21 protein-coding genes and 1 tRNA gene are annotated in these 19,373 nt (G+C 57.8%); 6 read left to right on the top strand and 16 right to left on the bottom strand.

Annotated features, from left to right (window positions below; genetic code table 11):
* Positions 1 to 43 precede the first annotated feature (43 nt).
* Positions 44 to 1,456 (bottom strand): adenosylhomocysteinase, encoded by a 1,413-nt coding sequence (gene ahcY / locus AB731_RS11965; RefSeq protein ID WP_047094610.1) that lies wholly within the window; start codon positions 1,454 to 1,456, stop codon positions 44 to 46.
* 189 nt (positions 1,457 to 1,645) lie between these two features.
* On the opposite strand from ahcY, the gene AB731_RS11960 reads away from it, so the two are divergent.
* On the top strand, positions 1,646 to 2,125 hold the full coding sequence (locus AB731_RS11960; RefSeq protein WP_047094611.1) for a peroxiredoxin: 480 nt from the start codon (positions 1,646 to 1,648) through the stop codon (positions 2,123 to 2,125).
* A 77-nt stretch (positions 2,126 to 2,202) separates the two neighbouring features.
* Here AB731_RS11960 and AB731_RS11955 read toward each other — a convergent pair whose 3' ends face one another.
* The 7 genes from AB731_RS11955 to AB731_RS11925 form a co-directional block, all read right to left on the bottom strand.
* Positions 2,203 to 2,616, bottom strand: coding sequence for a hypothetical protein (locus AB731_RS11955; RefSeq protein WP_047094612.1), 414 nt, complete (start codon positions 2,614 to 2,616; stop codon positions 2,203 to 2,205).
* 138 nt (positions 2,617 to 2,754) lie between these two features.
* Positions 2,755 to 4,047 carry a UDP-N-acetylglucosamine 1-carboxyvinyltransferase gene (locus AB731_RS11950; protein ID WP_047094613.1) on the bottom strand — a complete coding sequence of 431 codons (1,293 nt, stop codon included), beginning with the start codon at positions 4,045 to 4,047 and terminating at the stop codon, positions 2,755 to 2,757.
* Positions 4,048 to 4,092: 45 nt separating this feature from the next.
* A complete protein-coding gene (gene folE / locus AB731_RS11945; RefSeq protein ID WP_047094614.1) occupies positions 4,093 to 4,701 on the bottom strand; it encodes a GTP cyclohydrolase I FolE in 609 nt (202 codons plus the stop codon).
* A 1-nt stretch (position 4,702) separates the two neighbouring features.
* The gene (locus tag AB731_RS11940) at positions 4,703 to 6,238 is read right to left on the bottom strand and encodes a phospholipase D-like domain-containing protein (RefSeq protein ID WP_047094615.1); all 1,536 of its coding nucleotides are present in this window, start codon (positions 6,236 to 6,238) and stop codon (positions 4,703 to 4,705) included.
* 37 nt (positions 6,239 to 6,275) lie between these two features.
* Positions 6,276 to 6,761, bottom strand: coding sequence for a hemerythrin domain-containing protein (locus tag AB731_RS11935; protein ID WP_047094616.1), 486 nt, complete (start codon positions 6,759 to 6,761; stop codon positions 6,276 to 6,278).
* Positions 6,762 to 6,915: 154 nt separating this feature from the next.
* Positions 6,916 to 6,992: transfer RNA gene (locus tag AB731_RS11930), tRNA-Arg, on the bottom strand.
* Between the two features lie 47 nt (positions 6,993 to 7,039).
* Positions 7,040 to 7,456 (bottom strand): NUDIX domain-containing protein, encoded by a 417-nt coding sequence (locus tag AB731_RS11925; protein WP_047094624.1) that lies wholly within the window; start codon positions 7,454 to 7,456, stop codon positions 7,040 to 7,042.
* Here AB731_RS11925 and AB731_RS11920 point away from each other — a divergent pair.
* The 3 genes from AB731_RS11920 (at position 7,455) to AB731_RS11910 (ending at position 8,445) form a co-directional block, all read left to right on the top strand.
* On the top strand, positions 7,455 to 7,715 hold the full coding sequence (locus tag AB731_RS11920) for a Flp family type IVb pilin (protein ID WP_173425766.1): 261 nt from the start codon (positions 7,455 to 7,457) through the stop codon (positions 7,713 to 7,715). The genes AB731_RS11925 and AB731_RS11920 overlap by 2 nt on opposite strands.
* Positions 7,716 to 7,819: 104 nt before the next feature.
* Positions 7,820 to 8,014 (top strand): Flp family type IVb pilin, encoded by a 195-nt coding sequence (locus AB731_RS11915; protein WP_047310224.1) that lies wholly within the window; start codon positions 7,820 to 7,822, stop codon positions 8,012 to 8,014.
* A 236-nt stretch (positions 8,015 to 8,250) separates the two neighbouring features.
* A complete protein-coding gene (locus AB731_RS11910) occupies positions 8,251 to 8,445 on the top strand; it encodes a Flp family type IVb pilin (RefSeq protein ID WP_047310223.1) in 195 nt (64 codons plus the stop codon).
* Positions 8,446 to 8,593: 148 nt separating this feature from the next.
* Here the strand turns inward: AB731_RS11910 and AB731_RS11905 are convergent, their stop codons facing one another.
* The 5 genes from AB731_RS11905 to AB731_RS14020 all read right to left on the bottom strand — a co-directional run bounded on the left by AB731_RS11905 (position 8,594) and on the right by AB731_RS14020 (position 14,115).
* Positions 8,594 to 10,105 carry a M48 family metalloprotease gene (locus AB731_RS11905; RefSeq protein ID WP_407921648.1) on the bottom strand — a complete coding sequence of 504 codons (1,512 nt, stop codon included), beginning with the start codon at positions 10,103 to 10,105 and terminating at the stop codon, positions 8,594 to 8,596.
* A 91-nt stretch (positions 10,106 to 10,196) separates the two neighbouring features.
* Positions 10,197 to 11,156 (bottom strand): acetyl-CoA carboxylase carboxyltransferase subunit alpha, encoded by a 960-nt coding sequence (locus AB731_RS11900; protein ID WP_047093956.1) that lies wholly within the window; start codon positions 11,154 to 11,156, stop codon positions 10,197 to 10,199.
* 9 nt (positions 11,157 to 11,165) lie between these two features.
* Positions 11,166 to 12,047, bottom strand: coding sequence for a tyrosine recombinase (locus AB731_RS11895; RefSeq protein ID WP_047093957.1), 882 nt, complete (start codon positions 12,045 to 12,047; stop codon positions 11,166 to 11,168).
* 17 nt (positions 12,048 to 12,064) lie between these two features.
* Entirely contained in the window at positions 12,065 to 13,651 is a 1,587-nt protein-coding gene (locus AB731_RS11890; RefSeq protein WP_231638936.1) for a hypothetical protein, read from the bottom strand.
* A gap of 323 nt (positions 13,652 to 13,974) precedes the next feature.
* The gene (locus tag AB731_RS14020; RefSeq protein ID WP_156167452.1) at positions 13,975 to 14,115 is read right to left on the bottom strand and encodes a hypothetical protein; all 141 of its coding nucleotides are present in this window, start codon (positions 14,113 to 14,115) and stop codon (positions 13,975 to 13,977) included.
* A 93-nt stretch (positions 14,116 to 14,208) separates the two neighbouring features.
* On the opposite strand from AB731_RS14020, the gene AB731_RS11885 reads away from it, so the two are divergent.
* Both AB731_RS11885 and aroB read left to right on the top strand, forming a co-directional pair.
* On the top strand, positions 14,209 to 14,787 hold the full coding sequence (locus AB731_RS11885; RefSeq protein ID WP_047093958.1) for a shikimate kinase: 579 nt from the start codon (positions 14,209 to 14,211) through the stop codon (positions 14,785 to 14,787).
* Positions 14,775 to 15,911: a 3-dehydroquinate synthase gene (aroB, locus tag AB731_RS11880; RefSeq protein ID WP_047093959.1), complete on the top strand. Its 1,137-nt coding sequence runs from the start codon at positions 14,775 to 14,777 to the stop codon at positions 15,909 to 15,911. Before AB731_RS11885 ends, aroB begins: the two co-directional genes overlap by 13 nt.
* A 7-nt stretch (positions 15,912 to 15,918) precedes the next feature.
* Here the strand turns inward: aroB and AB731_RS11875 are convergent, their stop codons facing one another.
* The 3 genes from AB731_RS11875 to gorA form a co-directional block, all read right to left on the bottom strand.
* Positions 15,919 to 16,881 (bottom strand): isoaspartyl peptidase/L-asparaginase family protein, encoded by a 963-nt coding sequence (locus tag AB731_RS11875; protein WP_231638935.1) that lies wholly within the window; start codon positions 16,879 to 16,881, stop codon positions 15,919 to 15,921.
* Positions 16,882 to 17,045: 164 nt separating this feature from the next.
* The gene (locus AB731_RS11870) at positions 17,046 to 17,909 is read right to left on the bottom strand and encodes a hypothetical protein (RefSeq protein ID WP_156167451.1); all 864 of its coding nucleotides are present in this window, start codon (positions 17,907 to 17,909) and stop codon (positions 17,046 to 17,048) included.
* 46 nt (positions 17,910 to 17,955) lie between these two features.
* Positions 17,956 to 19,308: a glutathione-disulfide reductase gene (gorA, locus tag AB731_RS11865; RefSeq protein WP_047093961.1), complete on the bottom strand. Its 1,353-nt coding sequence runs from the start codon at positions 19,306 to 19,308 to the stop codon at positions 17,956 to 17,958.
* Positions 19,309 to 19,373 lie beyond the last annotated feature (65 nt).

Here is a 19,373-nt window from a genome sequence, read left to right as displayed (position 1 = left end):
CGGTATGAATAGCCCCTCCCAATTACGGGAGGGGCCAATCAGATTAGTAGCGGTAATGCTCGGGCTTGAACGGGCCTTCTTGCGGCACGCCGATGTAATCGGCTTGCTGCTTGCTCAGTTTGGTCAGCTTCACGCCAAGCTTTTCGAGATGGAGCGCAGCGACCTTCTCGTCGAGATGCTTGGGCAGAACATAAACGTCGTTCTTATAGCTGTCGGCGTTGTCCCACAGTTCCATCTGCGCCATCACCTGATTGGTGAAGGAACAGCTCATCACAAAGCTGGGGTGGCCAGTTGCGCAAGCAAGGTTCACCAGGCGACCCTTGGCGAGCACGATGATCTGCTTGCCATCGGGGAACTTCACCAGATCCGTACCCGGCTTCAGTTCGGTCCACTCGTAATTGCTGAGCGCGCCGATCTGGATTTCGGAATCGAAGTGGCCGATGTTGCACACGATGCTCATGGGCTTCATCGCCTTCATGTGATCGGCGGTGATGACATCTTCGTTGCCCGTCGTGGTCACGAAGATATCAGCGCGGGTCACAGCGTCTTCCAACGTGGTGACTTCATAACCTTCCATCGCCGCCTGCAAGGCGCAGATCGGATCGATTTCGCTGACCAGAACACGAGCGCCGCCGTCGCGCAGCGATTGTGCGGAACCCTTGCCGACATCGCCGTATCCGGCAACGAAAGCGACCTTGCCGCTCAACATCACATCGGTAGCGCGGCGGATGGCATCGACGAGCGATTCACGGCAGCCGTAAAGGTTGTCGAACTTCGACTTGGTCACGCTGTCGTTCACATTGATCGCCGGGAAAGGCAGCTTGCCCGCCTTTGAAAGCGAGTAGAGGCGGTGGACGCCCGTAGTGGTTTCTTCCGAAACACCCTTCAGGTTCTTCACCGTGGCCGTGAGGTAGCCCGGCTTCTTTTTCAGGAACGCCTTCAGCGCGCGCTGCATTTCGATTTCTTCGTCATTGGTCGGATCCGGCATTTCTTCGCCAGCTTCGATGCGGGCACCCCAAAGCGCGAACGCGGTCGCATCGCCGCCATCGTCCAGGATGAGGTTGGCGGTCGTGCCATCGCCATCATTTTCCCAATCGAAAATATTGCCGACATAATCCCAATAATCGGCAAGGCTTTCACCCTTCACCGCGAAAATCGGAATTTCGCCAGCGGCCATTGCGGCGGCAGCGTGATCCTGTGTCGAAAAGATGTTGCAGGTTGCCCAGCGTACTTCTGCACCCAGAGCGGTGAGTGTTTCGATCAGTACCGCAGTCTGGATCGTCATGTGCAGCGAACCGGTGATCCGCGCGCCGGACAGCGGCTTGGTTTCGCCAAATTCCTCACGCGTGGCCATCAGCCCCGGCATTTCGGTTTCGGCAATGTTGATTTCAGCACGGCCATAATCAGCCAGAGTGATATCCTTGATGATATAGTCGTTGAATGCAGCGTCAGCCACGGGCACTTCTCCTGTCTATTCGGATGAAGCGTCGCCGGGGCTCCGTGCAACGCCGATATACTGCGGGCCATAGTCGGGGCGGATCAAACCGTAAACCCCCACTTTTGTGCGGTGCAACGGGCACTATCCTTGCGTAACATCGTTCCACGCTTATCTGAGCAACACCAATGATGTGGAGGAACACACAGTATGACGATTTCAAAAGGCGACAAGCTGCCCGTAGTAGACTTGGTGAAGGCCACCGCTGAAGGCCCGCAAAAGGTCAGTTCGGCTGAGTTTTTCGCTGGCCGCAAGGTTGCGCTGTTTGCCGTACCCGGCGCTTTCACACCGACGTGTTCGGCCAAGCACCTGCCTGGCTATGTCGATCATGCTGCTGATCTGAAGGCCAAGGGCGTAGACGAAATCGCCTGCACCGCGGTGAACGATGCTTTCGTGATGAACGCATGGAAGGAATCCAACAGCGCAGGCGACATTACGATGCTTGCAGATGGCAGCGCAGATTTCGCCAAGGCGCTCGGCCTCGATGCCGATTTCTCCGCCTACGGCATGGGTACACGTTCGAACCGTTATTCGATGATCGTCGATGACGGTGTCGTGAGCGAGATCAATGTCGAAGGCCCCGGCGAATTCAGCGTTTCCAACGCGGAAACGATGCTCGGCCAGCTCTGATCAAGCAACGAACGATAATAGAAAAGGCCCGCACGGAACAATCCTTGCGGGCCTTTTTCATGCGCGAAACAGATTACTCAGCCCTCGCGGAGCGAGACAATCGTTACGTCACCGTTCTCGTCATTGGTTGATAGCCATGTGCCATCCTCGTTCAGGGCGCTATTTGTGAAGCAGCCATCTGCCGCGCTTCCGCTTTCGACAGTGTAGCAATACTTGCCCGTTCCCGGCATTTCGAACGTGCCAGTCGAAGTCTCGTCACCCATTGTGAATGAGAAGCTGCCATCGCCGGTCAAGGTGATTTCGCCAATCGAACCGTCAGCATACACAAGATCATATGTGCCAGCTGATTCCTCCGCTGTAGAAAGTGCGGCTGGATCGAAAGCCACTTCTTCTACCGCGATTTCTTCTTGCGCCGCAGGTTCGGCCGCCTCTTCAGATCCCGAACAGGCCGCAAGCGAAGCAATGCAAGCAAATGCAAGAATTCTCTTCATAACTATTCCCCCTATTGTTTTGGAGGAGTACGAATATCCACTTAAGTAAAAATACTCAAGGCTCACCAATCACCTGCCAAATTGGCGCAGCAAAAGAGGAATGCAAATCTCTGCAATTGCAGTAATTTAGATCGCGCCTTAGTCCTCCCACCGGACATCGACGCCCAAACTGTCGATATTGTCGACAAAGTTTGGGTGCGCGCGGCGGATCGGGTCTGCGTCAAGGATGGTGGACTCGCCATCGATGGATGCAGCCACCATCAGCATCGCGATCGCAACCCGGATGATATACGGGCTGGTCACAGTTGCCGGGACCAGCTTGTCCCCGCCGAAGGTAATCAGGCGATGCGGGTCGCAAAGCAAAGTGTGCGCGCCGAACAGGCTGAGTTCCGTGTGCCATGTCAGCCCGCCCTCATACACCTTGTTCCAGAACATCGTCTGTCCGCGTGCTTTCACACCCAGTGCAATAAAAATCGGCAGCAAATCGGCAGGGATATATGGCCAAGGCGCGGCCTCCACCTTGGTTGTGATGTGGCTGGTAAAGTTTTGCTGCACAACCAGCTGTTCCGGCGCATCAAGTCGCGACCAGCCATCCTTATGCTCCACATGCGCGCCGAATTTCTCGAACGTGCGGTCGATCAGCATGAAATCCTCTGGCCGCGTATTACGCACGGATATATCGCCTCCAGTCACCGCCGCCAGCGCCATGAATGTAGCAATTTCGTGGAAATCCTCGACGAAAGTGTAATCGACCGGCTTGAATTCCTTACAGCCGTCGATGGACACCATTGAAGTGCCCTTGCCCCGGATCACCGCGCCCATCGCTTCCAGGAAGGTGCACATTTCCTGCACGTGCGGCTCACACGCAGCGTTCACGATCTGGCTGGTGCCATTTGCCGTCAACGCGCTGATGATGAAGTTTTCGGTCGTGGTGACAGAAGCGTATTCCAGCCACATGCGTGTGCCATCGCCGCGCCGTGCATTGCTGAAGACGATGTCTTTCTGTTCGTAGGACACTTCAGCACCAAAGGCCTTGAACACGGCGACGTGCGGGTCGATCTCGCGCGCGCCGAGTGTGCAGCCCTTCACTTCATGTTCCAGCCGCGCCTCGCCCAAGCGCGACAGCAGGCCGGGGATCATCATGATCGAAGCGCGCATCGCCTGCGGCAATTTGGCCTTCGCGCCCGAAGGTATGGTCGAGTGATCGATCCTGAACGTTTTTGCGTCCTTGTCCCACTCTACCGTGCTGCCAAGATCGCTGAAAAACGCATGGATACGCGTAACGTCGGTGATCTCCGGTACGTTGCGCAGCATTATCGGCGCATCGCTCAAAAGTGTGGAGCACAAAACGGGCAAGACGGCATTCTTGTTTGCCGATGGCTCAATCTTGCCTTTGAGCTTCTGCCCACCCCTTACGTACAAAGCGGTCATGTATGTTCCTTCAATTCTAAATCTTTACGCCAGAAGAAGTTACTCTCAATAGCCCATCAGGCTGAGCACTTCCTTGCGGCTCCGGTGGTCTTCCAGGAAACAGCCGTGCAGGCGGCTGGTGATCATACCCACCCCGGGCGTGCGAACTCCGCGGCCGGTCATGCAGCCATGCTGCGCCTCGATCACTACGGCAACACCATGAGGCTGGAGGTTATCCCAGATGCACTGCGCCACTTCGGCGGTCAGTCTTTCCTGGATTTGCAAACGCCGTGCATAGCCGTTCAGCACCCGCGCCAGTTTGGAAATGCCCACAACCTTGTCTTTCGGCAAATAGGCGATGGCAGCCTTGCCGGTGATCGGCGCCATGTGATGTTCACAGTGGCTTTGAAAAGGAATGTCCTTGAGCAGGACGACTTCGTCATAGCCACCCACTTCATTGAACACGCGGGACAGATGAACAGCGGGATCTTCCTGATAGCCCTGACAATACTCCAGCCAAGCCCTTGCAACCCGCTTTGGCGTATCGATCAGGCCTTCACGTTCGGGGTCATCGCCAGACCAACTGATGAGGGTGCGGATCGCGTCCTGCACATGCTCTGGTACCGGCGACTTGCCGCGCGCTTCATCGCTGTTGGGGTCCACAACATTTGTCATTTCAGCGCTTAGACTTTCTGCTCAATTTCGTACGGGCTTTTGCCAATAGGCTGCCGGCACGAAAAAGGCCATGGCGAGGCTTGCGGATTTCAAACAGCTCTTCCGGCTCTTCCGGATCAAAGGTCTGGCGCCCTGCCAGATCAGCCATAAAGCCTTCGTCCACATGCGGGTGAAACGGCTCCAGATGTCGGTGAGCCCTATCACCGGCAGCCTCAATCATCGCCGCCATCGATCCATATCGTTCTACCAGCTCCGGCACGGTTTCTTCGCGAATTCCCAGGTGTTCGGCGAGCAAGGAATGCCGCAGCATGGTTATCGTCGGCTGGGCGTTGTCGTTGCCCGGCCGGTCACAATCAATGAATACATCGCATTCGCTATCCAGCCCCATAGACCGGTTGTTCATATTCGCAGAACCAATCCGCAGCACGCGGTCATCGATTATGGTCAGCTTGGCATGAACGTATATCGGCGTTTCTTTGGAGTACGGCACATAAAGGTGAAAGCAATCTTTGGAATCGAGTTCTTCCAGGGCCTGCACCAGCTGCGCACGCGCCGGTGACATGGCCTGTTCTTCCAACCAGCCTTCGGCAGCTTTCGGCATGACGAAGATGAACTCCGGCGGATCTTCCTCCTGCAAGCGCTTCGCAATTGCCTCACATATCGTTCGCGAAGTCAGATACTGGTTTTCTGCATAAACAAACTGCTTCGCTGCAGCGATCTGTTTGACAAAAAGCTGCTCCACTTCGTCTATCTTGGGCATCCCGTCATGCGCAGCGCGAGTGCGGGCAATACCGACTTCGATATTCTCGAAATGCGGCTCCAGTCCATCCGGCCAAGCACTGCCCGGATCGGATTCAGGAGGCTTCAAGGCTTCACCTCCGGCAGCAATCCAGCGCTGCCGGCCAAGCTGATCAAGCGCGCCTGCCACGTCGCCCTCCATCATCATCGTCACATCGTGCCAGGGATCATACGGGGCTTTGTTCGGATGTTTCCGGCGCCGATCATTATCCTGGTGCTCACGCGTGTCCCAGCGTCCGCCAGTCAGATCGATTCCGCCGCACACTGCGAAATCATCATCGATCACTACGATCTTCTGATGGTGGGAGCAGCCAACGGGATGATTGGTATCGAATTTGAAATCGATCTTCCGGTGCGGCCACCACCGCGCGAGATCAATCATCATGGAGCCACGCCCGAGGAACTTCAGGACGCCATAGCTCCATTTCAGAATCCGGATTTCCAGATCGGGGCGATGACGGTTGAGCCAGAGGATGAAGCTGCCAAGGCGAGAGGGATAATCCCGCTTCCAGCCCTTTTGCCACCAGCGGCGGCCACGACTGAGGTGGATGCGGGTGTCGAAATCCCACCCGATCAGCAGTATTCGCTGGCGCGCCTTCAACATGGCCTGCTGGATCAGATCGAAATAGTCTTCCCCGTCGATCACCACACGAACGCGGCGGGCGTGAGCATACCGCCACACGCCCGCCTCTGTCGATTCATCGTCGAACCCTTCGACCCGGTCTGCGATTTCGTTCAAACGCCCCTCCGGACCGATAATTCAAACACGCGAAGGATCAGTCCTTGGCGTCTTCCATCTTTTCTGGCGTCATTTCGGCATCTGCCTTTTCCGCCTTTTTTCTGCGATCGAAGACACTGCGCATGTGCTCACGGTCTTCGTCGGTCAAGAGCTTGTCGAAGTCGGGAAAGTGGTCTTCCTCTTCTTCGTTGATGTGGTGGCGGTAGTCATGGTCTAGTGTCTTGAACTTCGCCATCCATGCGGGCGACGACATATCCGTCGCAGCCAGATCATTCAGCAGTTCTTCCAGTTCATGATGCTCTGCGACAGAATGCCGCGTGTCATCTGTCGATTTGGGCTTGCGGAGCATTGTCGAATACAGCGCCTGCTCCTCTGCAGCGGCATGGCCTTTTACTTCCAGCGTAAACTTCTCGAACAGCTCGCGCCGCTCTTCAGTGTCGCCGCTGGTTTCGGCAAGCTTGTCCAGAATTGCGCGGTGTTTTTCGTGATCTTCCTTGAGGCGGGAAAAAATGTCGGTGCTCATAAAATTCTCCTGATCTGTGTTTGGCTAACCAACGGGTTTGCCCGCACCAAAGTTCCATACGCTGGGAATTTACAGACCGAAGCCGACAGGATCAGGGAATATCTGCTTGGCAGAACCAATAAAGGCCACCCTTCTGGCGAAGGATGGCCTTTATTGGTGCGCCCGGAAGGATTCGAACCTCCGGCCCCCTGATTCGTAGTCAGGTACTCTATCCAGCTGAGCTACGGGCGCACTTGAGAGGCGGGCACATAAGGGGGGCCGCTATGCTTGGCAAGGCCCTATGGTGCGAAAGCCGCGATTTGTCGTAGCAATGCCCGGTCCATCGGAGCCAAATCGAGCTGTTCGGCCTTGGCTGGCGCAAACCAACCCCAGTTCTGTCCGTCATGTGCAACAGGATCACCGCACAGCTGGCGCGACGTGTAAAGAAACAGGACAATGTGCCGATCGCCCACTTCTTCCGCGAATGGGCCTGGTTGGAGCAGCGCTGGACTCAACGAAAGTGCCAGCTCCTCTTCAATCTCCCGCACCAGCGCGGACCGCGGAGTTTCGCCGCTTTCCACCTTCCCTCCCGGGAATTCCCATCGCCCGCCGTGATGCCGATCAATAGGTCTCTGCTGCATCAGCATGCGCCCCGCCTCGTCAAATAAAGCCAGGGCGACGACTGCCATCCATGTCGGATTATTTTCCACTTCCATGCTCCGCATCAACCAATTCTTAACCCCTAGCCATGCAATTCGGCATCATCGCGCTCTACCAATAGGGGACAATCCTGTGTCGGCTAAGAATTTCCTGAAGCAGCTATTGCAAGATGATCTGGGCGCGACGGCTGTCGAATACGGTCTCATCGCTGCATTGATCGTGATTGCCATGATTACGGCTCTTCAGGGACTCGCAACCGAAACGATTGCGATGTGGGAATTTGTTTCGACCAAAGTAAGCGATCCAAAATCTTGAGGCCGAATTAGGACTTTCTCAAGGAATGTCCCTTAATTGGGGAGATGTTCAATCTGGGAAACCAGGCGAACCGGGTACCGAAGACTTTAACCAGGAGACTATAAATGACTTTCTTCAAGAACATGATCCGTGACGAGCAGGGTGCAACCGCCATCGAGTATGGCCTGATTGCCGCTCTTATCGCTGTTGCCGCCATCACCGCAATGCAGAGCCTCGGTGAAGAACTCAGCACAACCTTCAACAACGTGAAGACCGAGCTGACCGAAGCGAACACTGCCAACGCCGACGCAGCAGCCTAATCGCTTCGCCTCACGGCAAGAAAAGAAGGGCGGCAGGGAAACCTGTCGCCCTTTCTTTTTGTCTGCAGCGCACACGCAGACATGGTCATTTTAGCCAATGTTTTGGCACGACTGATCCGCCGCAAACAATGCGAGGTGCGTTAGGAATTTTTCAAGGAAAAACCCTTAGTCGGGTTGCGTCGAATAAATACACCTAGTCGAAATGGGTATTGAAGACCAAAATCAGGAGACGACAAATGGCTTTCTTCAAATCTATCATCCGTGACGAGCAAGGCGCGACCGCTATTGAGTATGGCCTGATTGCTGCCCTTATCGCCGTTGCTGCTATCACCGCATTGCAGAGCCTCGGCGAAGAACTCAGCACAACCTTCAACAACGTGAAGACCGAGCTGACCGAAGCGAACACTGCCAACGCCGACGCAGCAGGCTAATCGCTTCGCCTCACGGCAAGAAAAAAGGGCGGCAGGGAAACCTGTCGCCCTTTTCTGTGTCCGCTATTTACAGACAGGCTGCAGATACGAGAAGGGCCACCCGGTAAAGAGCAGCCCTCCTGTAGTTCATCAAGGCGCGAATCCGCCGTCAGTTGGCGCGAACAACAATCTTGTATTGCTGTCCCGGCACAATCTGCCCCCCCGAACCGAGCCCGTTCAGCACGCGGAAACGTGCCTCCTGCCCATCGGTGTAAGCCATTCTGCGTGCCAGAGACGCGACAGTATCGCTTCGCGCTGCGGTGATGATGTCGATCCGGCGCGGAATTACGCTGCCAGCTTCGCTTGCCGTGATGCGGCGCATCGAATTAAACAGCGAATTGAACGTCCCGGCCTGTCCCGCAGGCGTAATTGCCTGGAAATGGAAGGCCTGGTTTGGTGAAAACTCGTATGCAAATACGGTCACATCCACTTGCTGCTGCCCATTGTTGACCGTTGCCGTGCCATAGGCTGCAGGCAGTCCGTTAATCGTCGTCCGCTGCACATTTGCCGGGGCAAGTTGCTGCTGATCACCGCCAATCGACTGAAAAACCGACCGCAAATAGCTATTCAAATCATTGTTATACGGGCCGGTCGTCAACTGCGCCCTGCCTGCATCGCCATTGATCGATACTGCACGGGTCCCGTTGACCATGTAGAAGCCCTGCGGTGCCGTGAAGCTAAGACGCAGCTCAGGGTGAATGAACTGCCGGCCCTCGATGACGCCTTGCGCAGGATCATCGCCGTAGACCATACCGTCAATGCGGCTGAGGAAAGTTTCGCGATTGGTTACGCCGGTGGCATTGCCGGCCAGTTGCGCCGCACTTTGCACGCGGCTGGCTGGATCGGGGTGCGTTGATGCCCATTCCGGGATTGTCGCATTGTCGCGGCCCTGCAATTGCGCATCGAGCTGATTTTGTGCGGCAAGACTTTGCAACAGCGTTGCCATTGCGCGCGGATCATATCCTGCACGGTTCAGATACTGGATGCCGAGCTGATCGGCCTCGAGTTCCTGGTTGCGCGAGTAACTCAGCGTGGCGAGCTGCGAACCCTGTAACGAAAGCTGCGAGAGCTGTTGGCCAAGCGGGTTGTTACCACCAAGCAAGACTGACGAGAGGATCGCCCCGCCAACACCAAGGATCTGGTTGCGCTGCGCGGCTGCCTGACGGCGGGCGGAATGACGTGCGGCGACATGGCCGACTTCGTGGCCCAACACGGCTGCAAGTTCTGCCTCGTTATTCATCAGATTGACGAGCTGGCGCGTGGCATACACATACCCGCCGGGAACGGCGAAGGCATTGTTAACGCTGGAATTCAGCAGGGTCACGTCAAAAGCATCACGGCTGTTCGCAAGTCCGGACTGGACGGCCACGTTGGCGCCGACCTGCTGGACATAGCTGGCATAAGGTCCGGTCATTTCGCCGCCAAATTCGGCCACAAATTGCGGGTGATACTGCGCGCCCTGCGCGGCTTCTTCTGCCGTTATCGGCGATCCTGGTGCAACGTTGGCACCGGGCACCGTGGCACAAGCAGAAAGCGCGAGCGATGCGGCGCCAGCAAAAGCGGCGGCCTTGATTTTGCGAGACAATGGATGCGGCATAGGTATTTCCTCCAACCCTTTCATATCGAACATGCTTTATGCCCGATGATCAGAGTGTGAACCCATCAGTCCCGTTCAATGTTCCCAATACAATTTGCAATCCTGCGTTTGCAGGTCAATTTGGCAAATCGCGCCCGATGGCCAGGAAGCGGTCCTCGCGCTGCCGGCGAAGCTGTTCCGCCGGAAGCACGCACAGCGCCTCCAACTCGTCATCAATGGCATCTGCAAGGCTAGCCACAGCAGCGGCGGGATCACGATGTGCACCGCCAATCGGTTCCTGAACGATCCGGTCTATCACCTTGAGATCAAGCAGGTTTTGCGCCGTCAGCTTCATCGCCTCTGCCGCTTGTGGAGCTTTTTCCGCCGTGCGCCATAGTATCGACGCACACCCTTCCGGAGAGATTACCGAATAGACCGCATATTGGAACATCAGCACACGTTCCGCGCTGGCAAGTGCCACTGCCCCGCCGGAACCGCCCTCGCCCACAATGGCCGCCACCATAGGAACACCAAGGCCAAGACAGGCTTCCGTGGAGCGCGCAATCGCCTCAGCCTGTCCGCGTTCTTCCGCTTCGATTCCTGGAAACGCACCAGACGTATCCACCAGGGTCACAACCGGCAGGCCGAATCGGTCCGCCAATTCCATCAGGCGAATCGCCTTGCGATAGCCTTCCGGCTTGCCCATGCCGAAATTGTGCCGGATGCGGCTTTCGGTATCATTGCCTTTTTCATGGCCGATCAGAACGACCTTGCGGCCCCTCAACGTTGCCAAACCGCCCATGATCGCCTGATCGTCGCCATAGAGACGATCCCCGCCAAGCGGCATGAAATGATCAAAGCCCAATGCCACGTAATCGTGAAAATGCGGCCGACTGGAATGCCGGGCAACCTGCGTTTTCTGCCACGGTGACAGATTGGCATAGGTGGATTCCAGCAGCCGCGCGCTTTTCAGCTCGAGCCGCTGCAGTTCGTTGGAAATATCGACATCGCCATCTTCACCAGCGGCAGATCGCAGATCAGCGATCTTCGCTTCAAGTTCGGCGACCGGTTTCTCGAATTCAAGGAATGAAGCCATTTCCTGCCGCTACCCCCCCGCGCCCTTGCCTGCAAGAGGATGTCGCTCGTTCACCAGCGCAACCAGCCGCGCGGAATCGACATGCGTGTAGATTTGCGTCGTCGCAATATCGGCATGACCGAGCAATGTTTGCAGCACGCGCAGGTCTGCGCCGCCTTCCAGCAAATGCGTGGCAAAGGCGTGACGCAAGACGTGCGGACTGACTTTGGCAGGATCAAGATCGGCGCGCGCGGCCAGTTCTTTCACCAGTTGATACAGGCGAATACGGCTGATGTGCCCTTTGCGAGATGGAAAGAGCTGCGGCGAGCCATCCTCCGCCCGTACGGCCATCCACCGGGCCATGGCCGACTGCGCGCGGCGGGACACAGGGACCATGCGCTGCTGCCCACCCTTGCCCGTAATCGTCAGAAACGGCGCATCACGCGGGACTGCGCTGACCGGGAGCGTAACCAGTTCACTCGCGCGCAAGCCCGAACCATAAAGCAATTCCAGCAGTGCCAGCGTCCGCACCGCTGCCGGTCGATCGCCAGCAGCCTCTTCCTCGGCGCGAATGAACATGCGTCCGACATCATCATGCGAGAGAATTTTCGGCAAGGGCCGCCGCGCTTGCGGGCGCGAAAGCGCGGTCGAAGGATCGTCATCGCGCAAACCTTCATCCGCGCAAAAGCCATAAAACTGACGTAAGGCCGAAATCTTGCGGGCGACAGTCGAGGGGGCCAGATCGGCCCATGCCCGGGTAAGCCCGGACAAATCGTCACGCGAAGCTGTCAAAAGATCGCCCACAACATTTTCGCTGCCATCAAGGTCACGCCGGTAAGCCTGCAAGGTATTGGCCGCCGCGCCGCGTTCGGCAGCGAGCATCGCCAGAAAGCTGTCTATTGTGGAAGGCATTGCGCGCACGCCCGGCTCTACCCGCGCGAAACAGCCTCTGCGGCGATCATGCGCGCTTCGGCTGAAAGACCCACCCGGGTAAGAGCGGACACGATGTGATAGAGTTGGCGCGGGGTCATCTGATCCCAGCTTGTGCCCTGCATCCCCACACCGGCGAGCAGCGCGACCAGCGCCTGATTATCGACCTGGGCCGCGCGACCAATCTTGTCACTCCAGGCGCTCGACCGCGAATAGTTCACGCCCAAATCATCGGCGAGATCCGCAAAGTCATCTGCTTCGAGCCGTCCAAGACCAGCAAGGCCTGCCACCAGAAATGCAGATTTGCGCTGCCCTTCGCTCAGGTCATCGCTGATAAAATCACTGACCGCGCCAGAGCTTACGGGGCCGCTGCGTTCTGGCTGCGCAATCGCAAGCAAGGCCCAGCCTTCGGTGCCCTCGGATACTACAGAACCCCATCGCATTGCACTGCGATCGAGACCGGCGGACAACATGGAGGCGATCAGCGGAGCGGCATCTTCGACCAGGTCCTGCCTCACCGGGAGGCGCGCTGCGGCATAGGCCGTCAACACGTGCCGCCCAAAAGTCTCATCGCCTTCCCACAGCTCACGCATTGCGGCGACGCGCGCGGTTACTGTTCTGGCAGCATAGGCCTGGCGTAGCAGCCCCGCCGCGATCTTGTCTTCCTGGGAATATTCATCACTGGCCCAGAACTGCGCGTAAAGATCGACCATTGCAGCAGATGACATAAGCCCTTGCCCACCAGCACGATCCGATGCCGCCACACGGTCCAGCAATGGAGACGCGGGGATCAAAACTTCGCTGTAATCCAGCATGGCGGAACCGCTGCTGCGCAATCCAGCGGGAATTTCCACCCCGAGCGCACGCGACAGAGCGAACCGCCATGGGGTGAGCTCTTCAACGCCGTCCCATTCGATATTGACCGCGCGGCCGCCTTCGCCAGCTGCGCCTGCAAAACGCTGTGCCAGTCGAACATCGATTTCCGGTGCAATGCCATTGCCCAGCGCCCTGCCCAATCTGCGATCTGCACCGCGCGCTTCACCCAGATAGGCAGAGCATATTGCCAGCATCAATTCCCACTCGCCATCGTCACGCTGGCTGGGTTGCAACCGCGCAACCGGACACATGCCGAGCAGGTCCGCTGAGGCGACATAGGAATTGAAGGCCGCATTGGTCAGCGCGTTGTTGTAATTGCCGCCATCGACATCCTGCACCAGCGCGCGGGCCACAACGGCCTCGCCCATACCGTTCAAGGCGCGTGCGCGAAGAGCAGCAAAATCGACAGGATCAAGACCCCGTGGCGTGTCCAACCGGCTCGCCAGGACGCGGCGCAACAGAATGTGGCCCCAGCGCGACACAACAGGACCATCACTGGCTCTGAGTGCAGCAAGCACCAGCCGCGCAGGCTGCCCGGCAAGCGAACCCGCCGCAAAACCGCCCTCGGCTTCCGAAATTACCCCGACCTCGGCCGCAGAACGCCGCGCGGCAGCGGGAATATCAAATTTGGGACGCAGGCCGAGGACCTCGTTGATCTCGTCCGCCTCCATCGATTCCAGCTCCCTCAGGCTCGGGAAACTGCTCGGCAAGGGCGAATCTCCGGAAGATTCACTTGAGCTGCCGCTGGTGCTGCTTCCGGTGGAAGGGACAGACTGCACGACGGGCGTGGACGTTGACCCTGCTGCCGGCGCCGACGGCGTAGCGGGCCGCGCAGCAGAAGCCGTAGGGGTTGGCGCGGGTGCAGGCGCAGGACTCGGCGTTGATCTTGGTTGCGGAGGCGGATTGCGAAAAGCGGGCGGCAAAAGGTCTTCCGGCCCAGTAGCCAGTGTACCGGTCGCCAACGCGCCAGCCGCCAAAGGAACGGTGGCGGTCAGCGCAAGCGCTGCACTACCCAGCAGAAATGTAATTCGCTTCACAGATTATTCTCCGGCACGCTTACAGGCTCCACAATTTGCCGCTGTTCCACGCGTCCGCCATCCAGCCAAGCTACCACTAGCAGCAAAAACAGCAAACCGCCGAAGGCAATCAGAATGAACAACAGGCGTTTCGACACCGTGTAACCGCTTCCCTATTTTCACATCGCCATCCGGACAAAATTCGGGACGACCTTGCCAGCGCGGTTAGCCCAACTATAGGCCATGCGGCAATGACCATTGCCCGTGATCTGCCTGATGAGACTTTGATCAGCTCCGTCCGTGCGCGCCTGCGCGGGCCGTTGGTGCTGGTTGGTATGATGGGTGTGGGCAAATCTACCGTCGGCCGCAAGCTGGCTGCGACGATGGGAATGGATTTCACTGATGCGGACGACGAGATCGTCGAAGCCGCCAATATGTCCGTCGCCGAAGTATTCGACAAATTCGGAGAGGATTACTTTCGCGATGGAGAACGCCGCGTGATCGCGCGGCTGATGGAGGAAAGCGGCAGTGGCAGCGTGATCGCAACTGGCGGCGGTGCCTTTCTGCAACCCGAAACGCGTGACCTTATCCTTCAGCAGGGCGTCGCTATATGGCTTGATGCGGAACTTGAAACCCTGGTCGAACGGGTCAGTCGGAATGATCGCAGGCCCCTGCTGCGCACCGGAGATATTCCCGCCAAGGTCGCCAAGATGAAGGCGGAGCGAGAGCACGCCTATTCGCAGGCGCCTATTCATGTGAAAAGCGATACCGGCCCGCATCACGTGGCTGTCGCGAGAATTGTGGAAAGTCTTGATCAATGGCTGACGTAAAAGTCCATCTCGCCGGTCGCAGCTATATGGTGCGGGTGGATGATGGCTTGCTGGACGACACAGTCGTGCAAGCTGGTGAATTCATCGAACGCTATCACGCAGGTGGATATGACAGCCGGCGCAAGATCCCCTTTGTAACCGACCAGAATGCGTTCGCGCATCACGGCGAAATTGTTGCCCATTCGCTCGCATCTGACGGTTACGAAATCGACTGGTTCATCACCGAGCCGGGCGAAGGTGCGAAAAGCTGGGAGGTGTTGCAAGAATTGATCGACTGGCTGCTCGAACGCGGCGTTGAGCGCGGTGATACAATTTTCGCGCTTGGCGGAGGCGTGATCGGTGACCTCACCGGATTTGCTGCATCGATCCTGAAACGCGGCTGCAAATTCGTGCAGTTGCCAACCACCTTGCTGGCACAGGTCGATTCGAGCGTTGGCGGCAAGACCGCGATCAATGTGGCGGCGGGCAAGAATCTTGTCGGCGCATTTCATCAGCCTTCTTTGGTGCTGGCCGATACTTCCGCCTTGCGAACCCTGCCCCTTCGCGAACTGCGCTGCGGTTACGCGGAGGTTATCAAATACGGCATTCTCGGCGATGCAGATTTTTTCGCATGGTGCGAGGAAAACGGCGCCAAGGTGCTGGATCATGACCGCGAGGCCGTGAAGTACGCTGTAACCTCCAGCATCGCCGCCAAAGCGCGGATTGTGGCGGAGGATGAGCGGGAGACCTCGGGCGCCCGGGCGCTGCTGAACCTTGGCCATACCTTCGGCCACGCGCTGGAGGCGGAGACCGGATATTCGGACCGCTTGCTGCACGGCGAAGCAGTGGCAATGGGGATGGTGCTGGCCGCACGATATTCGGCGCAGCGCGGGTTTCTGTCTGAAAATGATGCGGCGCGGATTACCTCTGCAATAGCTGCAGCGGGCCTCGCTACGGAAATTTCTTCGCTTGGGATGACATGCGACGGACAGGCGCTGGCCGATCACATGCTGCATGACAAGAAAATGGACGGCGGCACATTGCCCTTCATCCTGCTGCGCGGAATTGGCGACGCTTTCCTCGACCGCGAAGTTTCACTGTCAGACGTTGCTGCATTTCTGTCAGAACAGCTTGCAGCCGCTTAGGCCCCGCTCAGTCCTCGTCCGAAAAAATGCCGATTTCGTTCACGCCGTTGCTGTCGGCGCGGCCACGATACATGCCTGAGGTGTTGAAGGAAAACGCCGTCTCCCCCTGCGCCGACACGACAATTACGCCGCCACTGCCGCCAAGTTCTGCAACTTCAGCCATCAGATTATCGCCCGCTTCACGCGGTCCCATGCCTGAAAGGCGCATCAGATCGCAGATGGATTTCGCAACCACGGCACGGATGAAATACTCTCCTGTACCCGTCGCTGAAACAGCGCAGGCACGGTTATCGGCGTAGGTGCCAGCGCCAATGATCGGGGCATCACCGATCCTGTCCCAGCGCTTGCCTGTCATCCCGCCGGTGGAAGTGCCTGCCGCCAGATTACCTGCGCGATCACGCGCTACTGCGCCGACCGTACCAAAGCGGTGTTCATCATCAATCGCAGCCACTGCACGCGCGCGGTAACGCTCCAACGCTTCGAGACGGGGGACCGTGACAAACCACTCGCTTTCAGCTCGCTCAAGGCGGGTGCCATCGGCAAACTCTTCTGCCCCGTCGCCGCTCAGCATGACATGCCTGCCATCCTGCATCACCGCCTGGGCAAGCAGTATGGGGTGGCGCACGGTGGATATGCCCGCGATTGCACCCGCACTGCGATCAGCGCCGAGCATGAGCGAAGCATCGTGTGAAATCCCGCCATCCCAGGTCAGCACTGCGCCCCGGCCAGCGTTGAAAAGGGGATCGTCCTCAAGTGCGGTGATGACGGCCAGCACCGCGTCTTCCGATGTGCCGCCATCACGCAGGATCGCGGCGCCCGCATCCAGCGCCGTCTGGAGAGAGGCAGTGTACTGCGCTTCCCGCTCTGGCGTCATGGCCGCGCGGTCCAGCGTTCCTGCCCCGCCATGAATTGCAATCGACCATTCCGCCTCCACCGGATCATGCGCGGCAACGCTGACAGGAAGCGCCAAGGCTAAAAGGGGCAACAGGAAGCGACAAAAACATGCGCGGAGTAACATGGAAGTTCCTCTCTCCAATTCTCTTATTGCCGTCCTTCTGCGGGCAAGCGGCAGAGGATTCAAGTATGATGCGAGGCGCAATGCCAGCACCCCGCTTCACGCGTACGAAAGCGCGTTCATTCAATCCCCGGTGGCGGTGCGCGATCAGGTGCCTCGCGCAGGTGGGGGTAGATCACATACAATCTCTCATTGGCTTCGGGATTGCCGACGCCCTCCACTTCGAATTCGCCGCATGCTTCGCGATAGGCAATTATTTGCGGATTATCCTGATCAAGCGGGTTTGGCCCGGCCCAGGTCATGGTTTCGCCAAGGCGAGCGGCAATCTCGCCACTCACCCGGTTGATAAGAACAAAATATCCCTCTGCATCGACATCGAGACCCGTCTCTGCATGGAACCACGCCAGCTTTTCCGGATCGCCGTCGCGAAAGCCCTGCATGAACACGCATCCATCGCGCAAGAATATCCGGCCCGAAAATGCCGCCTCCATTTGCCACCCCGTACGGGTTTCCGTGGCAGGCCAAACGCGGACTCCCGCAAGCGCCGCTTCGCTTACTGACGGTGCAATCAACGGCTGCTGGAAGTACCAGCGGATATGCGGCGGAGCGGTCCAGACATTATCCGCAAGCCAAGTGTCAAATTCTTCGGCAGTCAGTAGCGTGTCGATGCTTTGGATAGGCGAGTCTTCGTCCTTGCCTGCAAGGCCAGAGCCCATCAGAGCACCGCGCTCTTCCAGCCGGGCAACCCACAAATCGCCAAGCTCCTTCGCGTCTGCAGGCTGGGGCGCAGTCGGTTCGCGAAGGGATTCGGCCTGCACCGACTGCGGTCTATTGGACAGCAAGGCAGCATAGTCCGGACTGGGCGCTTCCGCTTGTGTCGGATACTGGCGAATATCCGAACCCGGCTTGTTGCCATTACCAGCACTGCAGGCAGCAATCGCAATCAGTGGTAAAAGCATGATCTGGCGCATGAGTATCTCCATGCGCGATCATTCCATTTTGCGAATTGCGAAGGCCTGAATGTGCCGTTCAGCGCATAAGAACCAGCTCTTCCGCCATAGTCGGATGGATCGCGACTGTCGCGTCGAAGTCGGCCTTTGTCAGGCCAGCTTTCACGGCAATAGCCGCTGCCTGCATCATTTCCGGAGCTTCGGGCGCGATCATGTGGATGCCCACGATGCGGCCGCTATCGCCATCGCATATCATCTTGAAGAGTGATCGTTCGTTACGGCCTGCCAGCACGTTTTTCATCGGCCGGAAATCGGACAGATAGACTTTCACAGATCCGAGCGCGTTCTTCGCTTCGCCTTCCGTCATTCCTACAGCCGCAATTGGCGGATGGCTGAACACAGCACTTGGAACACAGGAATGGTCTACTGCCACAGGTTCCAGCCCGCCAAAAACAGTGTCTGCAAAGGCCTGTCCTTCGCGGATTGCAACAGGCGTCAACTGCACGCGGTCTGTTACGTCGCCGACGGCATAGATGTGATCGACGTTGGTCTTGCTGAACCGGTCGACCTTGATTTCGCCGCCCTCGCCTACTTCGATCCCGGCTTTGTCCAACCCGAGGCCTTCAATGTTGGGTACGCGTCCCACCGCCCACATCACTTGATCGACACGTTCTTCATCGCAATCAGACATTTTGACCAGGAAGCCGCCGTCATCGCACGGTTTGACGGTTTCGAACACGGTGTTGAATTTGAAGTCGATGCCCTTGGTCATAGAGATTTGCAGCAGACGGTCACGCACCGCCTCATCATAACTGCGTAGCAATGTGTCGCCGCGATTGACCAAGGTAACCTTGCAACCGAATTCATTGAAAATACCGGCAAATTCATTGGCGATATAACCGCCGCCCGCGATGACGATCCGCTCTGGCAACTTATCCAGGTGAAATGCCTCGTTGGATGTAATGCCGTGGTTCGCGCCCTGACATTCGGGCAGGCGGGGCCTCGCGCCGGTAGCGATCAGGATATATTTCGCCGTGACGACCTTGCCGCTAGCCAGCGTGATTTCGTGCGGTCCGGTAAGCTCTGCGCGTTCTTTGAAGATGGTGACATCGTGGTTGTCCAGCGTTTCCGTGTATGCACCCTCGATCCGCTTCACATCATCCAGTACGTTGTCGCGGAGCACTTTCCAGTCGAAGCTGCGCTCGCCAATCTCCCAGCCAAACCGCTTACAGTCTTCCAGGTCTTCCGCGAAATGGGCGCCGTAGACGAGCATCTTCTTCGGCACACAGCCACGGATGACGCATGTGCCGCCAACACGGTGCTCCTCTGCGATTGCAACCTTTGCGCCGTGCGCAGCAGATACGCGGCTGGCGCGAACGCCCCCCGATCCGGCACCGATGGTGAAAAGGTCGAAGTCGTAAGTGTCGGACATGCAAGCTGGCTCCTTTGGCGCGAGGTTTGCGCTATGGTCCAACACTATACGTCCCGCAACCGGGC

It is taken from the genome of Aurantiacibacter marinus (assembly GCF_001021555.1).
In the GTDB taxonomy this organism is placed as follows: Bacteria; Pseudomonadota; Alphaproteobacteria; order Sphingomonadales; family Sphingomonadaceae; genus Alteraurantiacibacter; species Alteraurantiacibacter marinus.
This window is presented reverse-complemented; position numbering and strand designations above follow the sequence as displayed.

What these genes read in the sequence shown, in the direction of transcription:
- AB731_RS11935 (WP_047094616.1), bottom strand. Translation starts at nt 6,761, where the DNA reads ATGAGCACCGACATTTTTTCCCGCCTCAAGGAAGATCACGAAAAACAC.
- AB731_RS11960 (WP_047094611.1), top strand. Translation starts at nt 1,646, where the DNA reads ATGACGATTTCAAAAGGCGACAAGCTGCCCGTAGTAGACTTGGTGAAG.
- AB731_RS11910 (WP_047310223.1), top strand. Translation starts at nt 8,251, where the DNA reads ATGGCTTTCTTCAAATCTATCATCCGTGACGAGCAAGGCGCGACCGCT.
- AB731_RS11900 (WP_047093956.1), bottom strand. Translation starts at nt 11,156, where the DNA reads ATGGCTTCATTCCTTGAATTCGAGAAACCGGTCGCCGAACTTGAAGCG.
- AB731_RS11925 (WP_047094624.1), bottom strand. Translation starts at nt 7,456, where the DNA reads ATGGAAGTGGAAAATAATCCGACATGGATGGCAGTCGTCGCCCTGGCT.
- folE (WP_047094614.1), bottom strand. Translation starts at nt 4,701, where the DNA reads ATGACAAATGTTGTGGACCCCAACAGCGATGAAGCGCGCGGCAAGTCG.
- AB731_RS11920 (WP_173425766.1), top strand. Translation starts at nt 7,455, where the DNA reads ATGCTCCGCATCAACCAATTCTTAACCCCTAGCCATGCAATTCGGCAT.
- AB731_RS11870 (WP_156167451.1), bottom strand. Translation starts at nt 17,909, where the DNA reads ATGGAGATACTCATGCGCCAGATCATGCTTTTACCACTGATTGCGATT.
- gorA (WP_047093961.1), bottom strand. Translation starts at nt 19,308, where the DNA reads ATGTCCGACACTTACGACTTCGACCTTTTCACCATCGGTGCCGGATCG.
- AB731_RS11895 (WP_047093957.1), bottom strand. Translation starts at nt 12,047, where the DNA reads ATGCCTTCCACAATAGACAGCTTTCTGGCGATGCTCGCTGCCGAACGC.
- AB731_RS11915 (WP_047310224.1), top strand. Translation starts at nt 7,820, where the DNA reads ATGACTTTCTTCAAGAACATGATCCGTGACGAGCAGGGTGCAACCGCC.
- AB731_RS11950 (WP_047094613.1), bottom strand. Translation starts at nt 4,047, where the DNA reads ATGACCGCTTTGTACGTAAGGGGTGGGCAGAAGCTCAAAGGCAAGATT.
- AB731_RS11905 (WP_407921648.1), bottom strand. Translation starts at nt 10,105, where the DNA reads ATGAAAGGGTTGGAGGAAATACCTATGCCGCATCCATTGTCTCGCAAA.
- aroB (WP_047093959.1), top strand. Translation starts at nt 14,775, where the DNA reads ATGGCTGACGTAAAAGTCCATCTCGCCGGTCGCAGCTATATGGTGCGG.
- AB731_RS11885 (WP_047093958.1), top strand. Translation starts at nt 14,209, where the DNA reads ATGACCATTGCCCGTGATCTGCCTGATGAGACTTTGATCAGCTCCGTC.
- AB731_RS11955 (WP_047094612.1), bottom strand. Translation starts at nt 2,616, where the DNA reads ATGAAGAGAATTCTTGCATTTGCTTGCATTGCTTCGCTTGCGGCCTGT.